Source organism: Microbacterium sp. NPDC055599, from assembly GCF_053618975.1.
In genome coordinates this window covers 37,398-56,341 of the sequence record NZ_JBSHIM010000020.1, presented here as the reverse complement: position 1 = coordinate 56,341, position 18,944 = coordinate 37,398, and the positions used below count along the sequence as shown (strand labels likewise).

General features: G+C 71.0%; 20 protein-coding genes and 1 pseudogene. 11 read left to right on the top strand and 10 right to left on the bottom strand.

Annotation, left to right across the window (positions count from 1 at the left end):
* From ACWGQ1_RS16845 to ACWGQ1_RS16835, 3 genes and pseudogenes are all read left to right on the top strand, one after another.
* Positions 1-191 (top strand): annotated as a pseudogene (locus tag ACWGQ1_RS16845) (amino acid deaminase/aldolase); the annotation flags it as partial.
* Positions 188-1,501, top strand: a complete 1,314-nt coding sequence (locus ACWGQ1_RS16840) for a D-arabinono-1,4-lactone oxidase (RefSeq protein WP_452313407.1) — start codon at positions 188-190, stop codon at positions 1,499-1,501. The pseudogene ACWGQ1_RS16845 and the gene ACWGQ1_RS16840, both read left to right, overlap by 4 nt.
* 82 nt (positions 1,502-1,583) lie before the next feature.
* Positions 1,584-2,150 carry a LemA family protein gene (locus ACWGQ1_RS16835; RefSeq protein ID WP_136033446.1) on the top strand — a complete coding sequence of 189 codons (567 nt, stop codon included), beginning with the start codon at positions 1,584-1,586 and terminating at the stop codon, positions 2,148-2,150.
* Positions 2,151-2,159: 9 nt separating this feature from the next.
* Here the strand turns inward: ACWGQ1_RS16835 and ACWGQ1_RS16830 are convergent, their stop codons facing one another.
* Both ACWGQ1_RS16830 and ACWGQ1_RS16825 read right to left on the bottom strand, forming a co-directional pair.
* Entirely contained in the window at positions 2,160-3,059 is a 900-nt protein-coding gene (locus ACWGQ1_RS16830) for a hypothetical protein (protein ID WP_452313406.1), read from the bottom strand.
* Positions 3,056-4,315, bottom strand: a complete 1,260-nt coding sequence (locus ACWGQ1_RS16825) for a DNA glycosylase AlkZ-like family protein (RefSeq protein ID WP_452313405.1) — start codon at positions 4,313-4,315, stop codon at positions 3,056-3,058. Before ACWGQ1_RS16825 ends, ACWGQ1_RS16830 begins: the two co-directional genes overlap by 4 nt.
* A gap of 85 nt (positions 4,316-4,400) precedes the next feature.
* On the opposite strand from ACWGQ1_RS16825, the gene ACWGQ1_RS16820 reads away from it, so the two are divergent.
* Positions 4,401-5,597 (top strand): AI-2E family transporter, encoded by a 1,197-nt coding sequence (locus tag ACWGQ1_RS16820; protein WP_136033452.1) that lies wholly within the window; start codon positions 4,401-4,403, stop codon positions 5,595-5,597.
* Complete coding sequence (gene ilvA / locus ACWGQ1_RS16815; protein ID WP_136036902.1) at positions 5,594-6,823, top strand: threonine ammonia-lyase; 1,230 nt, start codon at positions 5,594-5,596, stop codon at positions 6,821-6,823. The genes ACWGQ1_RS16820 and ilvA overlap by 4 nt, the downstream gene beginning before the upstream one ends.
* 67 nt (positions 6,824-6,890) lie before the next feature.
* Here the strand turns inward: ilvA and greA are convergent, their stop codons facing one another.
* The gene (greA, locus tag ACWGQ1_RS16810) at positions 6,891-7,379 is read right to left on the bottom strand and encodes a transcription elongation factor GreA (RefSeq protein WP_136033456.1); all 489 of its coding nucleotides are present in this window, start codon (positions 7,377-7,379) and stop codon (positions 6,891-6,893) included.
* A 96-nt stretch (positions 7,380-7,475) separates the two neighbouring features.
* Positions 7,476-7,862 carry a DUF4307 domain-containing protein gene (locus tag ACWGQ1_RS16805; protein ID WP_136033458.1) on the bottom strand — a complete coding sequence of 129 codons (387 nt, stop codon included), beginning with the start codon at positions 7,860-7,862 and terminating at the stop codon, positions 7,476-7,478.
* A 92-nt stretch (positions 7,863-7,954) separates the two neighbouring features.
* Here ACWGQ1_RS16805 and ACWGQ1_RS16800 point away from each other — a divergent pair, with 92 nt between their 5' ends.
* Complete coding sequence (locus tag ACWGQ1_RS16800; RefSeq protein ID WP_452313404.1) at positions 7,955-8,224, top strand: hypothetical protein; 270 nt, start codon at positions 7,955-7,957, stop codon at positions 8,222-8,224.
* A 15-nt stretch (positions 8,225-8,239) separates the two neighbouring features.
* On the opposite strand, the gene trhA is transcribed toward ACWGQ1_RS16800, so the two are convergent.
* The gene (gene trhA, locus ACWGQ1_RS16795; RefSeq protein ID WP_136044597.1) at positions 8,240-8,971 is read right to left on the bottom strand and encodes a PAQR family membrane homeostasis protein TrhA; all 732 of its coding nucleotides are present in this window, start codon (positions 8,969-8,971) and stop codon (positions 8,240-8,242) included.
* Positions 8,972-9,068: 97 nt separating this feature from the next.
* Between trhA and ACWGQ1_RS16790 the strand changes: the two genes are divergently transcribed.
* The 3 genes from ACWGQ1_RS16790 (at position 9,069) to ACWGQ1_RS16780 (ending at position 12,553) form a co-directional block, all read left to right on the top strand.
* Positions 9,069-9,848, top strand: coding sequence for an isoprenyl transferase (locus tag ACWGQ1_RS16790; RefSeq protein WP_136036906.1), 780 nt, complete (start codon positions 9,069-9,071; stop codon positions 9,846-9,848).
* Positions 9,849-9,881: 33 nt separating this feature from the next.
* Positions 9,882-11,012: an aminotransferase class V-fold PLP-dependent enzyme gene (locus ACWGQ1_RS16785; protein ID WP_452313403.1), complete on the top strand. Its 1,131-nt coding sequence runs from the start codon at positions 9,882-9,884 to the stop codon at positions 11,010-11,012.
* Between the two features lie 158 nt (positions 11,013-11,170).
* Entirely contained in the window at positions 11,171-12,553 is a 1,383-nt protein-coding gene (locus tag ACWGQ1_RS16780) for a PhoH family protein (RefSeq protein ID WP_136033466.1), read from the top strand.
* 70 nt (positions 12,554-12,623) lie between these two features.
* Here the strand turns inward: ACWGQ1_RS16780 and ACWGQ1_RS16775 are convergent, their stop codons facing one another.
* The 5 genes from ACWGQ1_RS16775 to xseA are packed head-to-tail and all read right to left on the bottom strand — an operon-like array spanning position 12,624 to position 16,907.
* Positions 12,624-14,045, bottom strand: a complete 1,422-nt coding sequence (locus ACWGQ1_RS16775) for an aspartate ammonia-lyase (RefSeq protein ID WP_452313402.1) — start codon at positions 14,043-14,045, stop codon at positions 12,624-12,626.
* Positions 14,042-14,716 carry a carbonic anhydrase gene (locus tag ACWGQ1_RS16770; protein WP_136033470.1) on the bottom strand — a complete coding sequence of 225 codons (675 nt, stop codon included), beginning with the start codon at positions 14,714-14,716 and terminating at the stop codon, positions 14,042-14,044. Before ACWGQ1_RS16770 ends, ACWGQ1_RS16775 begins: the two co-directional genes overlap by 4 nt.
* A complete protein-coding gene (locus ACWGQ1_RS16765) occupies positions 14,713-15,357 on the bottom strand; it encodes a DUF4245 family protein (RefSeq protein ID WP_452313401.1) in 645 nt (214 codons plus the stop codon). The genes ACWGQ1_RS16770 and ACWGQ1_RS16765 overlap by 4 nt, the downstream gene beginning before the upstream one ends.
* On the bottom strand, positions 15,354-15,593 hold the full coding sequence (locus ACWGQ1_RS16760; protein WP_136033474.1) for an exodeoxyribonuclease VII small subunit: 240 nt from the start codon (positions 15,591-15,593) through the stop codon (positions 15,354-15,356). The genes ACWGQ1_RS16765 and ACWGQ1_RS16760 overlap by 4 nt, the downstream gene beginning before the upstream one ends.
* A 36-nt stretch (positions 15,594-15,629) precedes the next feature.
* The gene (gene xseA / locus ACWGQ1_RS16755) at positions 15,630-16,907 is read right to left on the bottom strand and encodes an exodeoxyribonuclease VII large subunit (protein WP_452313400.1); all 1,278 of its coding nucleotides are present in this window, start codon (positions 16,905-16,907) and stop codon (positions 15,630-15,632) included.
* A 64-nt stretch (positions 16,908-16,971) separates the two neighbouring features.
* Between xseA and ACWGQ1_RS16750 the strand changes: the two genes are divergently transcribed.
* Together ACWGQ1_RS16750 and ACWGQ1_RS16745 are read left to right on the top strand one after the other, a co-directional pair.
* Positions 16,972-18,054 (top strand): 4-hydroxy-3-methylbut-2-enyl diphosphate reductase, encoded by a 1,083-nt coding sequence (locus ACWGQ1_RS16750; RefSeq protein WP_205814401.1) that lies wholly within the window; start codon positions 16,972-16,974, stop codon positions 18,052-18,054.
* A 2-nt stretch (positions 18,055-18,056) separates the two neighbouring features.
* A complete protein-coding gene (locus ACWGQ1_RS16745) occupies positions 18,057-18,845 on the top strand; it encodes an IclR family transcriptional regulator (protein WP_136033480.1) in 789 nt (262 codons plus the stop codon).
* The last annotated feature ends 99 nt before the right edge of the window (positions 18,846-18,944 follow it).

The window sequence follows — 18,944 nt, the reverse complement described above, 5'->3', positions numbered from 1 at the left end:
CCGCGGGCGAGGTGCAGACCCCCCTCCGCGGCCCGAACGCCGCGACCCTCGGCGTGGGTGATCGGGTCTGGTTCCGCCACGCGAAGAGCGGCGAGCCGGCCGAGCGGATCGACCGCTATCACCTGGTGTCGGGCGACGAGGTCATCGACGAGCTGCCGACGTACCGCGGCGAGGGGAAGGCGTTCCTGTGACGCGCATCGGCGGCACCTGGCAGAACTGGGGCCGCTCGGCGTCGGTGCGTCCCGTCCGCGTCGAGCGCCCGCGCAGCCCCGAGGGCGTGCAGCGCGCCGTGCGGGCCGCCGCGAAGCAGGGCCTGACGATCAAGGCCGTCGGCGCCGGCCACAGCTTCACCGGGATCGCCGTCGCCCCCGGCGTGCTGCTCGAACTGGACGACCTGCAGGGGCTCGAGTCCGCAGACGCCGCATCCGGACGTGTGAGCCTCCTCGCCGGTACCCGCCTGCACCGGATCCCCGGGCTGCTCGCGCCGTACGGCCTGGCGATGCAGAACCTCGGCGACATCGACCGTCAGTCGATCTCCGGCGCCATCTCGACCGGCACGCACGGAACCGGTGCGACGTTCGGCGGGCTCGCGACCCAGGTCGTCGGCGTCACGCTGATCACGGCCGCGGGCGAGTTCCTCCGGATCGACGAGCAGCACCAGCCCGAACTTCTGCCCGCGGTGGCCGTGGGTCTCGGGGCCCTGGGCATCATCGTCGAGGTGACGCTGCAGTGCGTCCCGTCGTTCGTCCTGCACGCGATCGACGAGCCCGTGCCGCTCGACGACGTGCTGTCGTCCGTGCACGAGCGTGTCGCCGCGTCCGACCACTTCGAGTTCTATTGGTTCCCGCACACCGACGTCGCCCTCACCAAGCGGCAGACGCGGCTTCCGGAGTCGACGGTCCGCAAGCCGCTGCCCGTCCTGGGCCGGTGGGTGGACGAGAGTCTGCTCTCCAACGGCGTGTACCGCGTGGTGTGTGCGGCCGGTCAGCTGGTGCCGGCGGTCACGCCGCCGTTCAGCCGCCTGGCCGTCCGGCTCACGGGCGATCGCGAGTACACCGATCTGTCGCACCGGGTGCTCACCCAGAGCCGCACGGTGCGGTTCCGCGAGATGGAGTACGCGATCCCCGCGGACGCGGTCGTCCCCGCATTCCGCGCGGTGCAGCAGCTGATCGCGGACCGCGGCTGGCGGATCGAGTTCCCGATCGAGGTGCGTTTCGCCGCCGCGGACGATCGCTGGCTCTCCACGGCACACGGGCGCGCCAGCGCGTACATCGCCGTGCATCGCTATTGGCGTGCCGATCCCACGGCGTACTTCGAGGCCGTGGAGCGGATCATGAGGGAGCACGGCGGCCGGCCGCACTGGGGGAAGCTGCACACGCAGGACGCGGAGTCGCTGCGCGCGGTGTACCCGCGGTTCGACGACTTCGTGGGGCTACGGGACCGGCTCGACCCCGAACGGCGCTTCACCAACCGCTACCTGGACCGGGTGCTCGGCGCGTGATGCGGCCGGCGGCTGACGCGCCCAGTCCACGCGCAGCATGCGCGTCTAGGATGAGAGAAACACGAGGAAGGGTGGGGCTCTGATGGAATGGCTCGTGCCGGTACTGATCGTCGTCGGGGTGATCCTGCTCGTCGGCATCTATCTCTGGGCCACATACAACTCGCTCGTGCAGCTCAACGTGCGCGTGGACGAGGCGTGGAGCGGCATCACGGTTCAGCTCAAGCGCCGAGCGGACCTCATCCCCAACCTGATCGAGACCGTCAAGGGCTACGCCTCGCACGAGAAGGCCGTGTTCGAGAACGTCACGCGGGCGCGTGCCGAGACCCTCACCGCGAGCGGCCCCGGTGAGGCCGGCATCGCCGAGGGACACCTCCAGCAGGCGCTGCGCAGCCTGTTCGCCGTGGCGGAGGCCTATCCGCAGTTGCAGGCGAGCCAGAACTACCTCCAGCTGCAGCAGTCGCTGGTCGACACGGAAGACAAGATCCAGGCGGCTCGACGCTTCTACAACGGCGGCGTGCGCGAGCTGAACACCAAGATCAAGGTCTTCCCCAACAATCTCTTCGCAAAGGGCCTGGGTTTCACCGAGCGCGAGTTCTTCGAGGTCGCCGACAGCGGCGCGATCTCCGAGCCCCCGCGCGTGCAGTTCTGACGCACGCCCTCACCACACCGTCAGCCGCAGCCCCTCCGCGGTGAACTCGACGTCGCCCCGCAGACTCCAGTCGTCGGTGCGGTAGGTGGTGGCGCGGGGCGCTCCGTCCTGTCCCGTCCCGGTCACGGTGGCGACGAGCACGCCGCCCGCCGCGGTGAAGCCGTGAGTCGTGAGCGTGACGGTGGGCCGCTGCTCGATCCGATACCGGACCTCGCTCACGTCGTGGAACTCGAGCCCCCACGGGAGCCGGATGCCGCAGCCCGGGGGCGGAGAGGGCGCCGGAGTCGTGCACGCCGTCAGGTGGTCGTCGAGGTGCTGTTGCGCGGCCTCCGTGGCCCCGGGCCGAAGGGAGGCGTCCACCTCGACCGCGGTCGTCTCGCCGGGAAGCACCGTGACCTCGCTGGTCCCGTCGAGCAGAGCGGCCGGGGCCGCCGCGACCGCGTAGGTGCCCGGCAGCAGGACGGTGTCGTCGCCGGCGGGGAGCGTCGCTGCGCCGATCGCGACCGCGGTGCCGGCCGTCGTGCTCGGCGTGACCGCACCGAGCCACGAGCCGTCCACGACCCAGCGACCGTTCACCGCGCTCATCGACAGGGTCGCGTCGTGCTCCTCACCGCCGAGTCGGAAAGACACCTCGACGCGCCGGTTCTCGCCGGTCCCGTGGGTCCCGGTCACGGCGGGCCGGGCGATGCGTTCGGTCGCCCCATCGAGCGCCGCGAGCGCCGTCGCGCTGACCTCCGCGCCCGTCGCCTCGACCGCCTTCGGGTCGCCCGACTCCACCGCGTGCAGGTAGGCGAGGGCCGCCTCATCCGGTGACGGCGACCGCAGCGACGCGAACACGATCCAGCCTCCGACGGCGGCCACCACGACCGCCGCGGCGATCGCCGCCGCCCACCGGAGGCGCCTTCTCACGCCGCGCCCTCCCGCTCGTGCACGTGCCGCCGCACCGGTGCTCCGTCGCTCGTCGCCAGGGCGTCGTGCAGCGCGGAGGTGGCATCTCCCCAGCCCGACACCGACACGTGCTCGAGCCCCTGCCACGCGGCGGCGAGCCGCAGTTCCCGCGCGATCGCCTCCGCGTCGTCGGGCCGTGCCTGCGGCTCCCACCACGCCGACTGCACCTGCAGCGTGGAGCCGGCGCGCTCGGCCTTGAGGTCGACCCGCGCCACGATGCGGTCGCCCACCAGGACCGGGAGGGAGTAGTAGCCGTAACGGCGCTTGGCCGCCGGCACGTAGATCTCGATGCGGTAGTCGAGCTCGAAGGCGCGGAGCGCGCGCTCGCGGAACCACACCACGGGGTCGAACGGCGTGAGGATCGCGGCCGCCTCGACGCGGCGGGGGAGAACGGCGTCGCGGTGGCGCCACGCGGGGAGCGGGCGACCGGCGCGTTCCCATCCCCGCACGCGCACCGGCAGCAGCTCGCCCGTGTCCTCCAGCTCGGCGATCGCCCTGCCGATGGTGGCGCGGTCTCGGATGCGGTAGTAGTCCGCGAGGTCGGACGTGGTCGCCACGCCGCTCGAGCGGGCCGCGCGGCGGATGAGCTCGCGGATCGCGTCGTCGCGGGAGACGTCGCGCGCGCGGATGTGCTCCGGGATGACGTGCTCCGCCAGGGCGTAAGTGCGCTCGAAGCCGCGCCGCCCGCTGACGGCCACGTCTCCCGTGCGCCACAGGTGCTCGAGGGCGAGCTTGACCTCGTCCCAGTCCCACCATGTGCCGCGCTCGCGGGGAGCGTCGGCGCGCAGGTCGGCGGGGCGGAGCGGGCCACGGTCGCGCAGTTCCGCCTGCACCCACGCGACCGTGCGGGCGTTGGTGCTGAGCCACGAGTCCTCGCCGGCCCACCGACGGCGGAACGCGTCCATGCGGAACCGCCAGAGCGGCCAGTCCTCGACCGGGATGAACGTGGCCTCGTGAGCGAGGTACTCGACGTAGTGCGTGGTGCGCGACAGGAAGAGCCGGTCGAGCAGGCCCGGATCGTACGCGCCGAGCCGGGAGAACAGCGGCAGGTAGTGCGACCGGGCGAACACGTTGACCGAGTCGATCTGCAGCACTCCGAGCCGCTCCATCACGCGGTGCAGGTGGCGGTTGGAGACGGCAGCGGGTCGCGCGCGTGTGAACCCCTGCGCGGCGAGTGCCATGCGGCGTACCTGCGCGGAGCTGAGGGAGTCGGTCACGCGGCCAGCGTAACGCCGGTGTCGGACATCTCTCTCGCGGGGTAGATGCGCCGAGCGGCATACCGCATGACCGTAGACTGAGGCGATGAGCGAGGACCAGCGACCCCGGCTGCGCGATCTGTTCCGTCCGCGCCCCGTTTCCACCGACCGGACCGTGACCACCGAGGCCGACGAGGCCGTGCCTCTGCCGCTGCGCATCACCGCGAGCTACGCCTGGCGCCTGTTGCTGATCGCGGCAGCCATCGGCGTCTTCATCTGGCTCGTGATGCTGCTGAAGCTCCTCGTCATCCCGCTCATGGTCGCGATCCTCATCACGGCGCTGCTGTGGCCGGCCTTCTCGTGGATGCTGCGGCGCGGCGTGCCGCGCTGGCTCGCGATCGCGATCTCGCTGATCGGCACGGTCGCGATCGTCACGGGTCTCATGTGGCTCGTGGTGTGGCAGGTCAGGGAGCAGCTGCCCGACGTCCAGCAGCGCACCACCGAGGCGTTCGATCAGTTCCAGGTCTGGCTGCACGACGGGCCGCTGAACCTCTCCGACACCCAGATCGCCGACTATCTCCAGCAGGGTCTCGACCTCATCTCCGAACAGGCGCAACTGCTGTGGACCGGCGCCCTCGCGATCGGCACGACCGTCGGTCACGTGGCCACGGGCGCGTTGCTGGCGCTGTTCATCCTCATCTGCCTGCTCGCGGACGGCGCCGGCATCTGGCGCTGGACGCTCAAGGTCTTCCCGCGTCGCGCTCGTCCCGCGGTCGACGGGGCCGCGCGCAACGGCTGGGCGACGATCGTCAACTACGCCCGCACGCAGCTGTTCGTGGCGACGATCGACGCGATCGGCATCGGACTCGGCGCGTTCCTGCTCCAGGTGCCGCTCGCGCTTCCGGTCGCCGTGCTCGTCTTCCTCGGCTCGTTCATCCCGATCGTGGGTGCGGTCGTCACCGGCGCCGTCGCGGTGTTCCTCGCGCTCGTCTACAACGGCCCGTGGATCGCGCTGTGGATGCTGGTGGTCGTCCTGGCGGTACAGCAGATCGAGGGGCACATCCTGCAGCCGATCATGATGGGCTCGGCCGTCAAGGTGCACCCGCTCGCCGTCGTGCTCGTGGTCGCGGGTGGCGCGATGATCGCGGGCATCCCCGGCGCCCTGTTCGCCGTACCGCTGGCGGCGTTCGTGAACGTCGCCGCGGTCACCATCAGCTCGGGCTCGTGGCGCACCGGCGTCGGTCCGAGCGGAGACCTGATCTGGAGCACAGTCCCGCGACAGCGGACACGGAGGAATCGATGAGCCAAGTCCCCAGCCTGACCGAGTTCGAGCACGCCGCTCAGAGTCTGGCTGAGGTGATTTCGCACACGCCGACCCTGCCCTCCCGGGCCCTCTCCGACGCCCTCGGCGCTCCCGTGCTGCTGAAGATGGAGAATCTGCAGCGCACCGGGTCGTTCAAGATCCGCGGTGCGGCGTACCGGCTCTCCCGGCTCAGCGCGGAGGAGCGCTCGCGCGGCGTCGTCGCGGCATCGGCGGGCAACCACGCGCAGGGGGTCGCGCTGGCCGCCCAGGCGCTCGGCATCCCCGCCACGATCTTCATGCCGCTGGGCGTGCCGGTTCCCAAGCTCCTCGCCACGCGCGGCTACGGTGCCGAGGTCGTGCTGGAGGGCGAGACGGTGGCGACCTCGCTGCGCCTGGCCGCGGAGTTCTCCGAGCGCACCGGGGCCGTGCTCATCCACCCGTTCGACCACCGCGACGTCGTGATCGGTCAGGGCACGCTCGGCCTCGAACTGCTCGCCGACGCGCCCGAGGTCGACACGGTCGTGCTCGGCATCGGCGGCGGCGGCCTCATCGCGGGCGTCGCGGCGGCGGTCAAGGCGCGCGCGGCGGAGCTCGGCCGCACCGTCCGGGTGATCGGGGTGCAGGCTGAGAACGCCGCTGCCGTGCCGCCGTCGCTGGAGGCGGGGGAGCCGGTCGACATCGTCACGCGGCCGACCATCGCCGACGGGATCCTGGTCGCGCGTCCGGGCGACGTGCCCTTCGGGATCATCCGCGATCTCGTGGACGAGGTCGTGACGGTGTCCGACGACGACCTGGCGCGCGCGATCGTCCTGCTGCTGGAGCAGGCGAAGGTGGTCGTGGAGCCGGCGGGGGCCGCGGGGGTCGCGGCGATCCTCGCGGGCAAGGTGTCGCCGAACGGCACGACCATGGCCGTCCTGTCCGGCGGCAACATCGACCCGCTCCTGCTGCAGCGCGTCGTGGCTCACGGCCTCGCCGCCTCGGGGCGCTACCTCACGATCCGGATCCCTCTGCCGGACCGGCCGGGCCAGCTCGCCCGCGTGTCGGAGCTGATCGCCGAGGCGGGAGCGAACGTCATCGAGGCCATGCACACCCGGCACGGCCACGGTCTCCAGATCAGCGACGTCATCCTCGAGCTGAGCGTGGAGACGCGCGGACCGGAGCACTCCGAGCACACGCTCGACACGCTGCGGCGCGCGGGCTTCGCCCCCCTCGTCGTGCTCGACTGAGCCACCCGCGCACACGACAGCGCCCCTCGTCCGTGTGGACGAGGGGCGCTGTGTCGTTCGCGGGGGCTCAGCCCGTGTAGGTCTCGACGTTGACGATCTCGACGCTGATGGCGCGACCGTTCGGCGCCTCGTACGACGACTTCTCGCCGACCTTGAGGCCCAGGATGGCCTGTCCGAGCGGGCTCGCCTCGCTGTAGACGTCGAGGTCGCTGCCCGCCGCGATCTCGCGGCTGCCCAGCAGGAAGACCTCTTCGCCGCCGGCCACGACCGCGGTGACGACCGTACCGGGCTCGACGATGCCGCGGCTGGCGGGCGCCTCGCCGACCTTCGCGGTCTTCAGCAGGCTCTCCAGGGTGCGGATGCGCGCCTCCTGCTTGCCCTGCTCGTCCTTCGCGGCATGGTAGCCGCCGTTCTCCTTGAGGTCGCCCTCCTCGCGGGCGGCCTCGATGCGCTTGGCGATCTCGTCGCGGCCGACGGTGGAGAGGTGCTCCAGCTCGGCGACGAGCCGGTCGTACGCTTCCTGCGTGAGGAACGGAACCTGAGCGTCCGTGGACATGACGAAGCTCCTTCTATCGGGATCCCGCCGAGCAACCGCGGGGGATATGCCAAGACGCCCCGGCACGGGCCGGGGCGTCGTCTGTCTGCCCCCAGTCTAGGCGACCCAGCAGGTGTTCACCAAACCTGTCGTGGCTTCCGCGACCGTGGGGATGCGCTCCGAACGGGTCTGCGAGTGACGATCCGTGGCGGGGAGTTCGACGACCTTCCAGCCGACCACCCCGAACTCCTCGTCGAGCGCCTCGAGCACGCAGACGACGTCCTTGCCCTGCACGCCGGTCACCTGGAAGCGCACGTCGACCGCGTGCTCGTCGACGAGCTCGAAGCCCAGGTCGTCGGCGTCGACGGAGCTCATCGACTGCGCGACCGTCATCCAGGCGAAGGCGCCGACGACGACCAGGGCGATCGCTCCGGCGATGATCCAGGGGAGCCGGCGGCGTCGGGTTCGGCCGTAGCGTTCGTCGAGCTCGGTGGCGGTCGTCACAGGGAGGGTCTTCCGGTCGTTAGGCTGGTGATACCAGGTTATGCGACCTGCGTACGAAAGGCCGATTCATGCGTGCTCTGTCCGAGACTCCGATGCCCACGCCCTCCATGACCGTGGCGCCGGAGGCCGTGACCCCGGGGTTCGTCGGCTTCGCCGCGATCGTCGTGGTGGCCCTCGCGGTCATCCTGCTCATCTGGGACATGAACCGCCGCATCCGCCGCGTGCGGTATCGCGAAGAGGTGCGCGAGGAACTGGATGCCGAGCAGGCCGCGCAGGCGGCGCAGGCCGGACCCGACGCGGACGACGCGTCGACCGCGGCGCCGGAGGACGCGAGCGACGACGGGCGTCCGGACGGCCGCTGACGCCTCACCGTGGCGTCACGGGGCGCCGAGCGAGGGGGAGAGCGGCTCCAGCGCGATGAGCAGGCACGCGGTCCAGTGGCACAGGAACGCCAGCACCGTGCACACGTGGAAGATCTCGTGGAAGCCGAAATGGCCGGGCCAGGGGTTGGGCTTCTTCAGCGCGTAGACGATCGCCCCGCCCGTGTAGAGCAGGCCGCCGACGATCACCAGCACCATCATCGCCACGTTCGCGTTGAGCAGGTCGACGATGTACATCACCGCCGCCCAGCCCAGCAGCAGGTAGAGCGCGACATACAGCCACCGGGGCGCGTTGATCCAGAAGACGCGGAACAGGATCCCGAGGAGGGCCCCGCTCCACACCAGGATCAGCAGGAGCGCGCCCTTGTCCGGGGGAAGGGCGAGCGTCGCGATCGGCGTGTACGTGCCGGCGATGAGCAGCAGGATGTTCGCGTGATCGATGCGCTTGAGGATCACCTTGACCCGCGGCCGCCAGTTGAAGCGGTGGTACATCGCCGAGTTGCCGAACAGCAGCAGCGACGTGGCCATGAAGACCGCCGCGGCCCACTTGGCCGGCGCGCCGTGCGACAGGACGATCAGCACCACGCCGGCCGCGATCGCCACGGGGAACGTGCCCGCATGGATCCACCCGCGCCAGGTGGGCTTGATCTCGGTCGCCGCATCAACGGCAGCCGCCTCGAGGAGCGGCAGTTTGGGGACATCGGTGCCGGGCTCGTCGGAAGTGCTCACGCCCTCACTCTAAGCCGCGTCGCATGCCGTCGACGGCACATGCCCGCGGGATCCGCACGCCGCGCGCCGGCGCACGGCAGGGTAGCGTAGGTGGGTGATGTCACGCGAGAGCCCGGGCCGCGGGCCGCTGTACCGGCTGTACACCAGCCGGCTGCGTCGTCACCTCGATCCGGCCTCCGTTCCGCACCACGTGGCCATGATGATCGACGGCAACCGTCGCTGGGCGCGCCAGCTCGGCTTCGCCACCCCGGCGGAGGGACACCGCGCCGGTGCCGCCAAGATGCACGAGTTCCTCGGCTGGTGCGACGAGCTCGGCGTGCGGGTCGTCTCCCTCTACCTGCTCTCCAGCGACAACCTGCGCAAGCGCGACTCGGCGGAGCTCGCGGATCTCATCGAGATCATCGCCGAGCTCGCGGAGGCGCTGTCGCAGGAGGGCAACTGGCGGGTGCAGCACGTGGGCCGCTCCGACATCCTTCCCGCGGAGCTCGCGGCCGTCCTCGCCGCTGCGGAAGAGCGTACGAAGGACCACACCGGGCTCCATGTGAACCTCGCGGTCGGATACGGCGGTCGCAACGAGATCGTCGACGCGGTGCGCAGCATCATCACGAAGCACGAGGCCTCCGGCGGCACGATGGAAGACCTCGCCGCACACCTCACGCCCGAGATGATCGGCGAGCACCTCTACACGGGCGGGCAGCCCGATCCCGATCTCGTGATCCGCACCAGCGGAGAGCAGCGCCTGAGCGACTTCCTGCTGTGGCAGAGCGCGCACAGCGAGTTCTACTTCGTGGAGGCGCTCGGCCCCGATCTGCGCCAGGTCGACTTCCTCCGCGCGATCCGCGACTATGCCGACCGCGACCGCCGCTTCGGTCGCTGAGGCCGTGGCACCGCACCGTGCCACAATGACGACGTGAGCGCACTCGAGGACTACGTCGGCACGTTCGACACCGAACCCGGCTATCTGAACTGGGCGGCCTTCGGACCCCTCTCGCCCTCGGTGCGCGAGGAGGTGTTCGCGGATGCGGATCTCCTCGCGAGCGGGCGACCGTCGTCCCTCGCGCTCGTCGCGGAGCGCATCGGCCAGGCGCAGGAGACGGTCGCGGAGCTGCTGGGAGCAGACGCCGCGGACGTCACCCTGCAGCCGTCCTCCACGCACGGGCTGCAGCACGCGCTGTACGGCCTCACCGGCACCGTCGTCGCGTCCACCGCGGAGTTCCCGAGCGTCAGCCTCACGCTGGAGCGCGCATCGGCCGCGTCGGACCGGGCCCTGACGCCGCGGTGGATCACACCCGCCGACGGCCGGGTCTCACCGGAGGCCGTGGCCGCGGTGCTGGACGACGAGGTCACCGCGCTGGTCGTCAGCCACGTCGACTTCCGGACGGGGTACCGCGTCGACCTCGCGGCGCTGCGCGACGTGCTCGGGCCCGACCGGCTGCTGATCGTGGATGCGGTCCAGTCGTTCGGCGTCGTCGACGTGGACTACACCGCAGCCGACGTGGTGATCGGCCACGGCTACAAGTGGCTCAGAGCGGCCAGGGGGAGCGGCTTCGCCTGGTTCTCCCCGCGCGCCAGAGAGCGCATCACCCCGGTCCTCTCCGGCATCACCGGCACGACGGCGACCGGGCTGGTGGTCGACGCGCTCCCCGGTCCCTCCGAGTCCGCGCGCGCCTACACCGTCAGCGTGCCCGACACCCTGGCTGCAGGGCGCCTCGCGATCGGAGCACGCGACGTGCGCGACGCCGGGGTCGCGGCGATCGAGTCGCGGCTCGCGGAGCACGTCGACACCGTGATCGAGATCGCGGACCGACACGGCATCGAGGTCGTGTCGCCGCGCGAACGCGAGCACCGCGCCGGCATCGTGGCCCTCGCGCCCGAGGAGCCCGCGCGACTCGCCGCCGCCCTCGCGAACGCCGGCATCGTCGTGACCGCCCGCGGATCGTCGATCCGGATCGCGCCCCACGCCGGGACCGACGCCGAGACGCTCCGCCTGCTGGACGAGACCCTGCAGGCGTTCGGCCAGACGACGTTCATCGGCTCTTAATATTCGCTGGCGTGTCGAGCCCGTGTTAATCCGGGGAGCGGTCGTACGGTCAAGGCATCGGGCAAGGCGCCCGGTCGGGTCGGCCTCCAGGTTCGCGACTCGTGACCCCCTGGTCGACTCGTTCGCATAGCCGGGAATCCCCGGGTCGGGAGTGGGTCGTGACCACACGTTCAGCGCAGCACACCGCCAGCACCGCGCAGCAGTCCACCCGTCAGTCCTCGAGAAGCACCTCGGCCGCGCAGCCCGATCAGGACCTGCGCACCTACGTGCTCGACACGTCGGTCTTGCTGAGCGATCCGCAGGCATTCTTCCGATTCGCGGAGCACTCGATCGTGCTGCCCGTCGTGGTCATCAGCGAGCTCGAGGGCAAGCGGCACGACCCCGAGATCGGCTACTTCGCCCGCCAGGCGCTCCGTCACCTGGACGACCTCCGGGTCGAGCACGGGCGTCTGGACTTCCCGGTCGAGGTCGGCGAGGGCGGCACGCTCCGCGTCGACCTCGGCAACACCGACCTCTCCGTGCTGCCCGTCGGCATCCGCCTGAGCGACAACGACAGCCGCATCCTCTCCGTCGCCATGCACCTCGCACAGGACGGACAGGACGTCACGATCGTCTCGAAGGACCTCCCGATGCGGGTCAAGGCCGCGTCGCTCGGCCTGCGCGCCGAGGAGTACCTCGCCGAGCAGGCCGTGGACTCCGGGTGGACCGGCATCGCGAGCCTCGACCTGTCCGGCGACGACATCAGCGACCTCTATGAGAGCGAGGTCGGGATCAGCGAAGACGTCAACGGGCTCCCCGTCAACACGGGTCTCATCATCCACTCGGAGCGCGGATCGGCGCTCGGACGCGTCACCGGCGACGGCGAGTTCCGGCTGGTGCGCGGCGACCGCGACATCTTCGGGATGCACGGCCGCTCGGCCGAACAGCGCATCGCCATCGACCTGCTGCTCGACCCCGAGGTGGGCATCGTGTCGCTCGGCGGGCGTGCCGGAACGGGCAAGTCGGCCCTCGCCCTGTGCGCCGGACTGGAAGCGGTGCTGGAGCGGCAGCAGCAGAAGAAGATCATCGTCTTCCGGCCGCTGTTCGCCGTGGGCGGCCAGGAGCTCGGGTACCTCCCCGGCGATCAGGGCGAGAAGATGAACCCCTGGGGTCAGGCGGTGTACGACACCCTCGGGTCGGTCGTCTCGGGCAACGTGATCGACGAGGTCGTCGAACGGGGGATGCTCGAGGTGCTCCCGCTCACCCACATCCGCGGGCGCTCGCTGCACGACGCGTTCGTGATCGTCGACGAGGCGCAGTCCCTCGAGCGCAACGTGCTGCTCACGGTGCTCAGCCGCATGGGGCAGAACTCTCGCGTGATCCTCACGCACGACGTCGGTCAGCGCGACAACCTCCGCGTCGGACGCCACGACGGCATCGCCAGCGTGATCGAGACGCTCAAGGGGCACGACCTCTTCGGCCATGTGACCCTCACCCGCTCCGAGCGCTCCGCGATCGCGGCCCTCGTCACCGAACTCCTGGAGGGCGGAGAGCTCAGCTGACGAGGCCGGGAAAAGGCGGATGCCGCGGGGACCAGGTCCTCGCGGCATCCGTCGTCTCAGCGACCGGTGATCATCCGGGGTGGGTCATCGACAGCAGGTCGAGCTTCTCGTCCAGCTGCTCCATCGTCAGCTCGCCGCGCTCGACGTAGCCCAGGTCGATCACCGCGTCGCGCACCGTGATGCCCTTCGCGACAGAGTGCTTCGCGATCTTCGCGGCGGCCTCGTAGCCGATCAGCTTGTTCAGCGGCGTCACGATCGACGGGCTCATGCCCGCGAACGCGGCGGCACGGTCGAGGTTCGCCTGCAGGCCGACAATCGTCTTGTCGGCCAGCACGCGCGAGGCGTTCGCAAGGAGGCGGATCGACTCGAGCAGCGCGGTGCCCATGACCGGGATCGCCACGTTCAGCTCGAACGCGCCGGACGCACCGGCCCACGCCACGGTCGCGTCGTTGCCGATGACACGGGCGCACACCATCAGCACGGCCTCGGGAACGACCGGGTTGACCTTGCCCGGCATGATCGAGGAGCCCGGCTGCAGATCGGGGATGTGCAGCTCGCCCAGACCCGTGTTGGGGCCGGAGCCCATCCACCGGAGGTCGTTGTTGATCTTGGTGAGCGACACCGCGATCGTGCGCAGCGCGCCGGAGGCTTCGACCAGGCCGTCGCGGTTGGCCTGCGCCTCGAAGTGGTCCTTGGCCTCGGTGATGGGCAGCTCGGTCTCGGCGGCGAGCAGCTCGATGACCTTCTGCGGGAACCCGAGCGGCGTGTTGATGCCGGTGCCGACCGCCGTGCCGCCCAGCGGGACCTCGGCCACGCGGGGGAGGGCGGACTGCACGCGCTCGATGCCCAGGCGGATCTGACGGGCGTAGCCGCCGAACTCCTGTCCGAGGGTGACCGGCGTCGCATCCATGAGGTGCGTGCGGCCGGACTTGACCGCGTCCTTCCACAGCTCGGCCTTGGCCTCCAGCGCGACGGCGAGGTGGTCGAGCGCGGGGATCAGTGTGTCGATCAGGGCCTGCGTGACCGCGATGTGCACGGAGGTGGGGAACACGTCGTTCGACGACTGCGAGGCGTTGACGTGGTCGTTCGGGTGCACCGTCGCGCCGAGGATGCGCGTGGCGAGAGTGGCCAGCACCTCGTTCATGTTCATGTTCGAGGACGTGCCGGAGCCGGTCTGGTACGTGTCGACCGGGAACTCGCCGTCGTGGGCGCCGGACGCCACCTGGTCGGCGGCCTGGGCGATCGCGTCGGCGATGGCACCGTCGAGTGTGCCGAGCTCCTTGTTCGCCAGCGCCGCCGCCTTCTTGATGCGCGCGAGCGCGGCGATCTGCGCCGACTCCAGGCCCTTGCCGGAGATCGGGAAGTTCTCCACGGCGCGCTGCGTCTGCGCACCGTAGAGCGCGTTCACGGGCACACGCACCTCACCCATCGTGTCGTGTTCGATGCGGTAGCCCTGCTCGTTCGCGCCGCTGAGCTGGTTGGCGTCGGTCATTCCGAACCCTCCTTGGTTGCGGGGACGGTCCCCTCGGTGTCGATCCCGACCGTGATGACGGGCACAGCCTCGCCCTCGGCCAGACGGTAGTTGGCGCCGACGATCCCGAGGCGGCCCTCGGCGACGGCGTTGCTGATGATCTCCGACGACTGCAGCAGGTCGTGCACCGTGTTGCGCAGGTGCTCGCGGCCGACCAGCTCGGCGTCGATGTCGGCGACCGTGGCACCCCCGCTCTCCGCCAGCACCTTGCGGGCGGCGGGCACGATCGGCGCGATCAGCTTCCAGATGTGCGGGGGGAGCGGTGCCGCGTCGATCGCGGTGCCGTCGATCGCGGCTCGCACCGCGCCGCACGAGTCGTGCGCGAGCACCACGATGAGCGGCACCTCCAGCACCGCGACCGCGTACTCCAGGCTCGCGACGATCGACTCGCCCATCACCTGACCGGCGTTGCGCACCACGAACAGGTCGCCGAGGCCCAGGTCGAAGATGATCTCCGCCGCGAGGCGGGAGTCGGCGCATCCGAAGAGCGTGGCGACCGGGTGCTGGGCGGCGGTCAGGTCTTTGCGGCGCGCGACGTTCTGGTTCGGGTGCTGCGGCTCGTCGCGGACGAAGCGGCGGTTGCCTTCCTGCATCTGCGTCCAGGCGGCGGAAGGAGTGAGCGGGTGGGTCATCGGGCCTCCGTGACGGTGCGGATCTGAGGGACGAGCGACTCGGCGAACTCGGCGGTCGAGTCCGGCGAGCGGGAGCCGTAGAGGAGCACGTAGTCGTCGCCGGCCTGCGTGCCGATGGCGTACGAGATGTTGGCGTCGGCGCCGGCGTTTCCTGGCTTGTACACGTCCCACTCCAGCCCGCCGATGCGGATCGTGTCGGTGGGGGCGATGCCGTTCAGGCGCTGCGGGGCCCAGGAGGCATCGGCGTCGAAGGCCTGCGCGAGCTTGATGAACCCGCGCTCGTCCTGGGCCGCGGGGGCGAGCGTGACCTCCCAGACGACCGTGGCTCCGCTCTGCAGCTCCGCGGCGTTGACGCGCCAGAACTTCCCGGTCTCCGGCACGATCACGGGCCCGCCCATGGACGACTCGACATCGGCGGCGATGCCCGCGACGTCGATGGGCTTCTGCGCCACCGGCTCGCCGCGCGGGACCACGAGCACGATGACGAGCACGACCGCGAGGGTCACGAGGAGCGCGGCGACCAGGTTGCGGACGGTCTGGCTGGATCGATACGCCTTGCTGGATGCGGCCTTGCGGGCCGCGGTCTCCTCCGCCGTCTCCGGACGGCCGAGGTCGGCGTTGATGGCGGGCCCCTTGCTCATGACGCCCCGTCCGTCTCGGCGTCACCGGCGGCGGCGCGTGCCGCTTCCAGGCGGCGCTTGGCGCCCAGAAGCCATTCCTCGCAGCGGGCGGCGAGCGCTTCTCCGCGCTCCCACAGCGCCAGCGACTGCTCGAGGGTCGGAGCGCCCTGCTCCAGCTCGGCGACGACGCGGACGAGCTCGTCCCGGGCGGCCTCGAACGACAGCGTGTCCACAGGGGTGTCGTTCAGCGCGCTCACTCCTCCATCCTACGTCGTGGCACGGACGCGCCCGGTTCAGGCGCCTTCCGCGATCTCGCCCTCCGAGCGCGCGGCGACCGACCCGCGGTCGACCGTGATCGTCAGGGCGCTGCCGGCCGGGGCGTCCGCCGCATCCCGCAGGATCACGCCCCCGTCGAGGTGCGCGATCGCATAGCCGCGGGCGAGGGTCGCGGCGGGGGAGAGGGCACGCAGCGACGCCCGCAGCTCGCTGGTGCGACGGCTGGCATCGTCGAGCTGGCGCTGCACGGCATCACGTCCGCGCGACACCAGCAGCCAGGACTCCTGCGCGCGGGTGTCGATGATCGGATCGGGCGAGCGCAGGACCGGTCGCGACCGCAGCTGCTCGAGCTGAGCCATGTCGTGGGTGAGGCGCTGCGTGACCCGCGTGGTCGCGCGCGACCGGAGCTGGGCGATCAGCGCGCGCTGCTCGCCCACGTCGGGCACCACGCGCTTGGCGGCGTCCGTCGGGGTGGAGGCACGGAGGTCGGCAACGTCGTCGAGGAGCGGATGGTCGTTCTCGTGCCCGATGGCGCTGACGACCGGGGTGCGCGCGGCCGCGACCGCGCGCACCAGCCGCTCGTCGCTGAAGCCCAGGAGCGTCTGGGGGTCGCCGCCGCCGCGGGCGATGATGATCACGTCCACGTCGGGGTCGGCGTCGAGCCGGGCGAGTGCGGCCAGGGTGTCGGGCACGCAGCGGTCGCCCTGGACGGCCGCGTACTCGGTGCGGAAGCGCACCTGCGGCCACCGCAGCTCGGCGTTGCGGTGCACGTCCTTCTCGGCGTCGGAGCGCTCGCCCGTGATGAGTCCGATCACGTGCGGGAGGAAGGGGAGGCGCAGCTTTCGGCCGGCGTCGAAGAGCCCCTCCTGCCGCAGCTGCACGCGCAGCTTCTCCAGGCGCTCGAGCTGATCGCCGAGGCCGACGTGCTTCATGGCCGAGACCGCGAAGCTGAAGTCGCCCGACTTCACGAAGTAGTCCGCCTTGACCGCCGCGACCACGTGGTCGCCGACGCCGAGATCGGCAGGGATGCGCCCGCGCACGCTCGACCAGATCCGGATCGAGATCTGCGCGTCGGAGCGCGTGTCCTTCAGCCGGGCGAACACGTTCCCGGCGCGCTGGTTCCACGACGTGATCTCGCCCTCGACCCACACCGTGTTCCAGCGGGCGACGAAGTCGCGGATGGTGGCGTTGAGCCGGGCGACGGAGGTGGGTGCCTGTGCGGTGGAGTCACGCGGGGCGACGGCGTCGGCGGGCGGGGTCTCACCCGGTCCGGTCGTCGCTTCGAAGACTGTCATCTGCTCCCGTTCCCGCCCGGGCTCTCCCCGGCCTCGCACAGCTGTACGGCGATAGAATTCCGGTGTGACCTCGACAGCCGTGCATCTTCCCGTCCCCCGCCTTCCTCGCGTGCGTGCGGCGGCAGGGCGGCTTCAGGATAACCCGGTGCCAGGACGCAAGCGCGTGCTGCTCGCCGCGCCGCGCGGATACTGTGCCGGCGTGGATCGCGCTGTGGTGGCGGTGGAGAAGGCCCTCGAGCGCTACGGCGCCCCGGTTTATGTGCGCAAGCAGATCGTGCACAACATCCACGTCGTCACCGAGCTCGAGGCGAAGGGGGCGATCTTCGTCGAGGAGGTCGACGAGGTGCCCGAGGGAGCCCACGTCGTCTTCAGCGCGCACGGGGTCTCTCCCGCCGTGGTGAACGCCGCGTCCGACCGGGGACTGCACGCGATCGACGCGACCTGCCCGCTCGTGACGAAGGTGCACCGTGAGGCGGTGCGGTTCGCGCGCGACGACTTCGAGATCCTCCTGATCGGGCACGACGGACACGAGGAGGTCGAGGGCACCGCGGGCGAGGCCCCCGATCACGTCACGGTCGTCAACTCTCCCGAGGAGGCCGACACCGTCCAGGTGAAGGACCCGTCGAAGGTGGTGTGGCTGTCGCAGACGACGCTCTCGGTCGACGAGACGATGGAGACCGTCAATCGTCTGCGCACCCGCTTCCCCGAGCTGCACAACCCGCCGTCCGACGACATCTGCTACGCCACCCAGAACCGCCAGGTCGCGATCAAGAAGGTCGCGGCGGGCGCGGATCTGGTGATCGTGGTCGGATCGGCCAACTCCTCCAACAGTGTGCGCCTGGTCGAGGTCGCGCTCGAGTACGGGGCGAAGGCGGCGTACCGGGTCGACTACGCCGAGGAGATCCAGCAGGAGTGGCTCGACGGCGTCGAGACCGTCGGTGTCACCAGCGGCGCCTCGGTGCCGGAGGTGCTGGTGCGCGAGGTGCTCGACGCGATCGGCCACGCGGGGTACCGCGACGTCGAGGAGGTGCGCACCGCGGAGGAGGACCTGATGTTCTCCCTGCCGAAGGAGCTGCGTCAGGACCCGTCCGGCCAGCGCGACGCCCGCGCCCTCGGAGGCCGTGCCTCCGCCGGAGGAGGCGCGTAGCGTTGAGCGCGGCGGAGGCGGAGCCGACCCTCATCGGGTCGGTGCAGCGCGCGCTCCGCCTCGTCGACATCGTCGCGAACTCCCCGCGACCGCTGCCGCCCAAGATGCTCGCCGCGATCACGGGTCTCACTCCCGGCACCACGTACAACCTGGTGCGTACGCTCGTGCACGAGGGCTACCTGAGCGCGGAGCCCGACGGCCTCGTGCTCGGCACCCGGTTTCCGGCGTTCCAGCAGCAGGGCGACTCGCGCGGCGTGTTCCTGGCCCGCGTGCGCGCGGCGCTCCGGGCAGTCACCGAGGACCTCGGCGCGACGGCCTATCTCTCGCGCTTCGCGGACGGTGAGCTGCATCTCGTGGACATCGTCGACGCGGAACGCAACCCCCGGGTCGAGCTGTGGGTCGGGCTGCACTCCAGCGCGCATGCCACGGCCCTCGGCAAGCAGATCCTGGCCGAGCTGCCCGACGAGGAGCGTCGGGACTACCTGTCGCGTCACCGCCTGGAGGAGCTTACCCCGCGGACCATCAGCGACCGGCGGACACTGCTCACCCAGCTGGAGCAGTCGCCGGGCTGGGCTGTCGACCAGGAGGAGTACGCGATCGGCGCGACGTGCGTGGCGGTGCCGGTGATCGCCCCCGGGGTGACGGCCTCGCTCGCGATCTCGCTGCCGGCGGACCAGGCGGTGGTGGATCGCCGGCTCGTCTCCCGCCTGCAGCGCTCCGCCCGCAATCTGTCGCTGCAGCTCGGGGCCGACGCGCTCGGCAGCGGGCAGGGCGACGAGTTCACTATCTGAATTCCGACCCCTGGTTCTTCCGGCCGCGGGTTCCTACCATGGAAGGAGCAGCGCGATACAGAGCGCTGCCGATCGCCAGAGGCGTCCCCAGCGCCGGCG

Bases quoted from the DNA above. Each gene is read 5' to 3' on its own strand.
- ACWGQ1_RS16800 (WP_452313404.1), top strand. From the start codon at position 7,955: ATGCCCACGCCCTCCATGACCGTGGCGCCGGAGGCCGTGACCCCGGGG.
- ACWGQ1_RS16765 (WP_452313401.1), bottom strand. From the start codon at position 15,357: ATGAGCAAGGGGCCCGCCATCAACGCCGACCTCGGCCGTCCGGAGACG.
- ACWGQ1_RS16790 (WP_136036906.1), top strand. From the start codon at position 9,069: ATGTCACGCGAGAGCCCGGGCCGCGGGCCGCTGTACCGGCTGTACACC.
- xseA (WP_452313400.1), bottom strand. From the start codon at position 16,907: ATGACAGTCTTCGAAGCGACGACCGGACCGGGTGAGACCCCGCCCGCC.
- ACWGQ1_RS16835 (WP_136033446.1), top strand. From the start codon at position 1,584: ATGGAATGGCTCGTGCCGGTACTGATCGTCGTCGGGGTGATCCTGCTC.
- ACWGQ1_RS16770 (WP_136033470.1), bottom strand. From the start codon at position 14,716: ATGACCCACCCGCTCACTCCTTCCGCCGCCTGGACGCAGATGCAGGAA.
- ilvA (WP_136036902.1), top strand. From the start codon at position 5,594: ATGAGCCAAGTCCCCAGCCTGACCGAGTTCGAGCACGCCGCTCAGAGT.
- ACWGQ1_RS16775 (WP_452313402.1), bottom strand. From the start codon at position 14,045: ATGACCGACGCCAACCAGCTCAGCGGCGCGAACGAGCAGGGCTACCGC.
- greA (WP_136033456.1), bottom strand. From the start codon at position 7,379: ATGTCCACGGACGCTCAGGTTCCGTTCCTCACGCAGGAAGCGTACGAC.
- ACWGQ1_RS16820 (WP_136033452.1), top strand. From the start codon at position 4,401: ATGAGCGAGGACCAGCGACCCCGGCTGCGCGATCTGTTCCGTCCGCGC.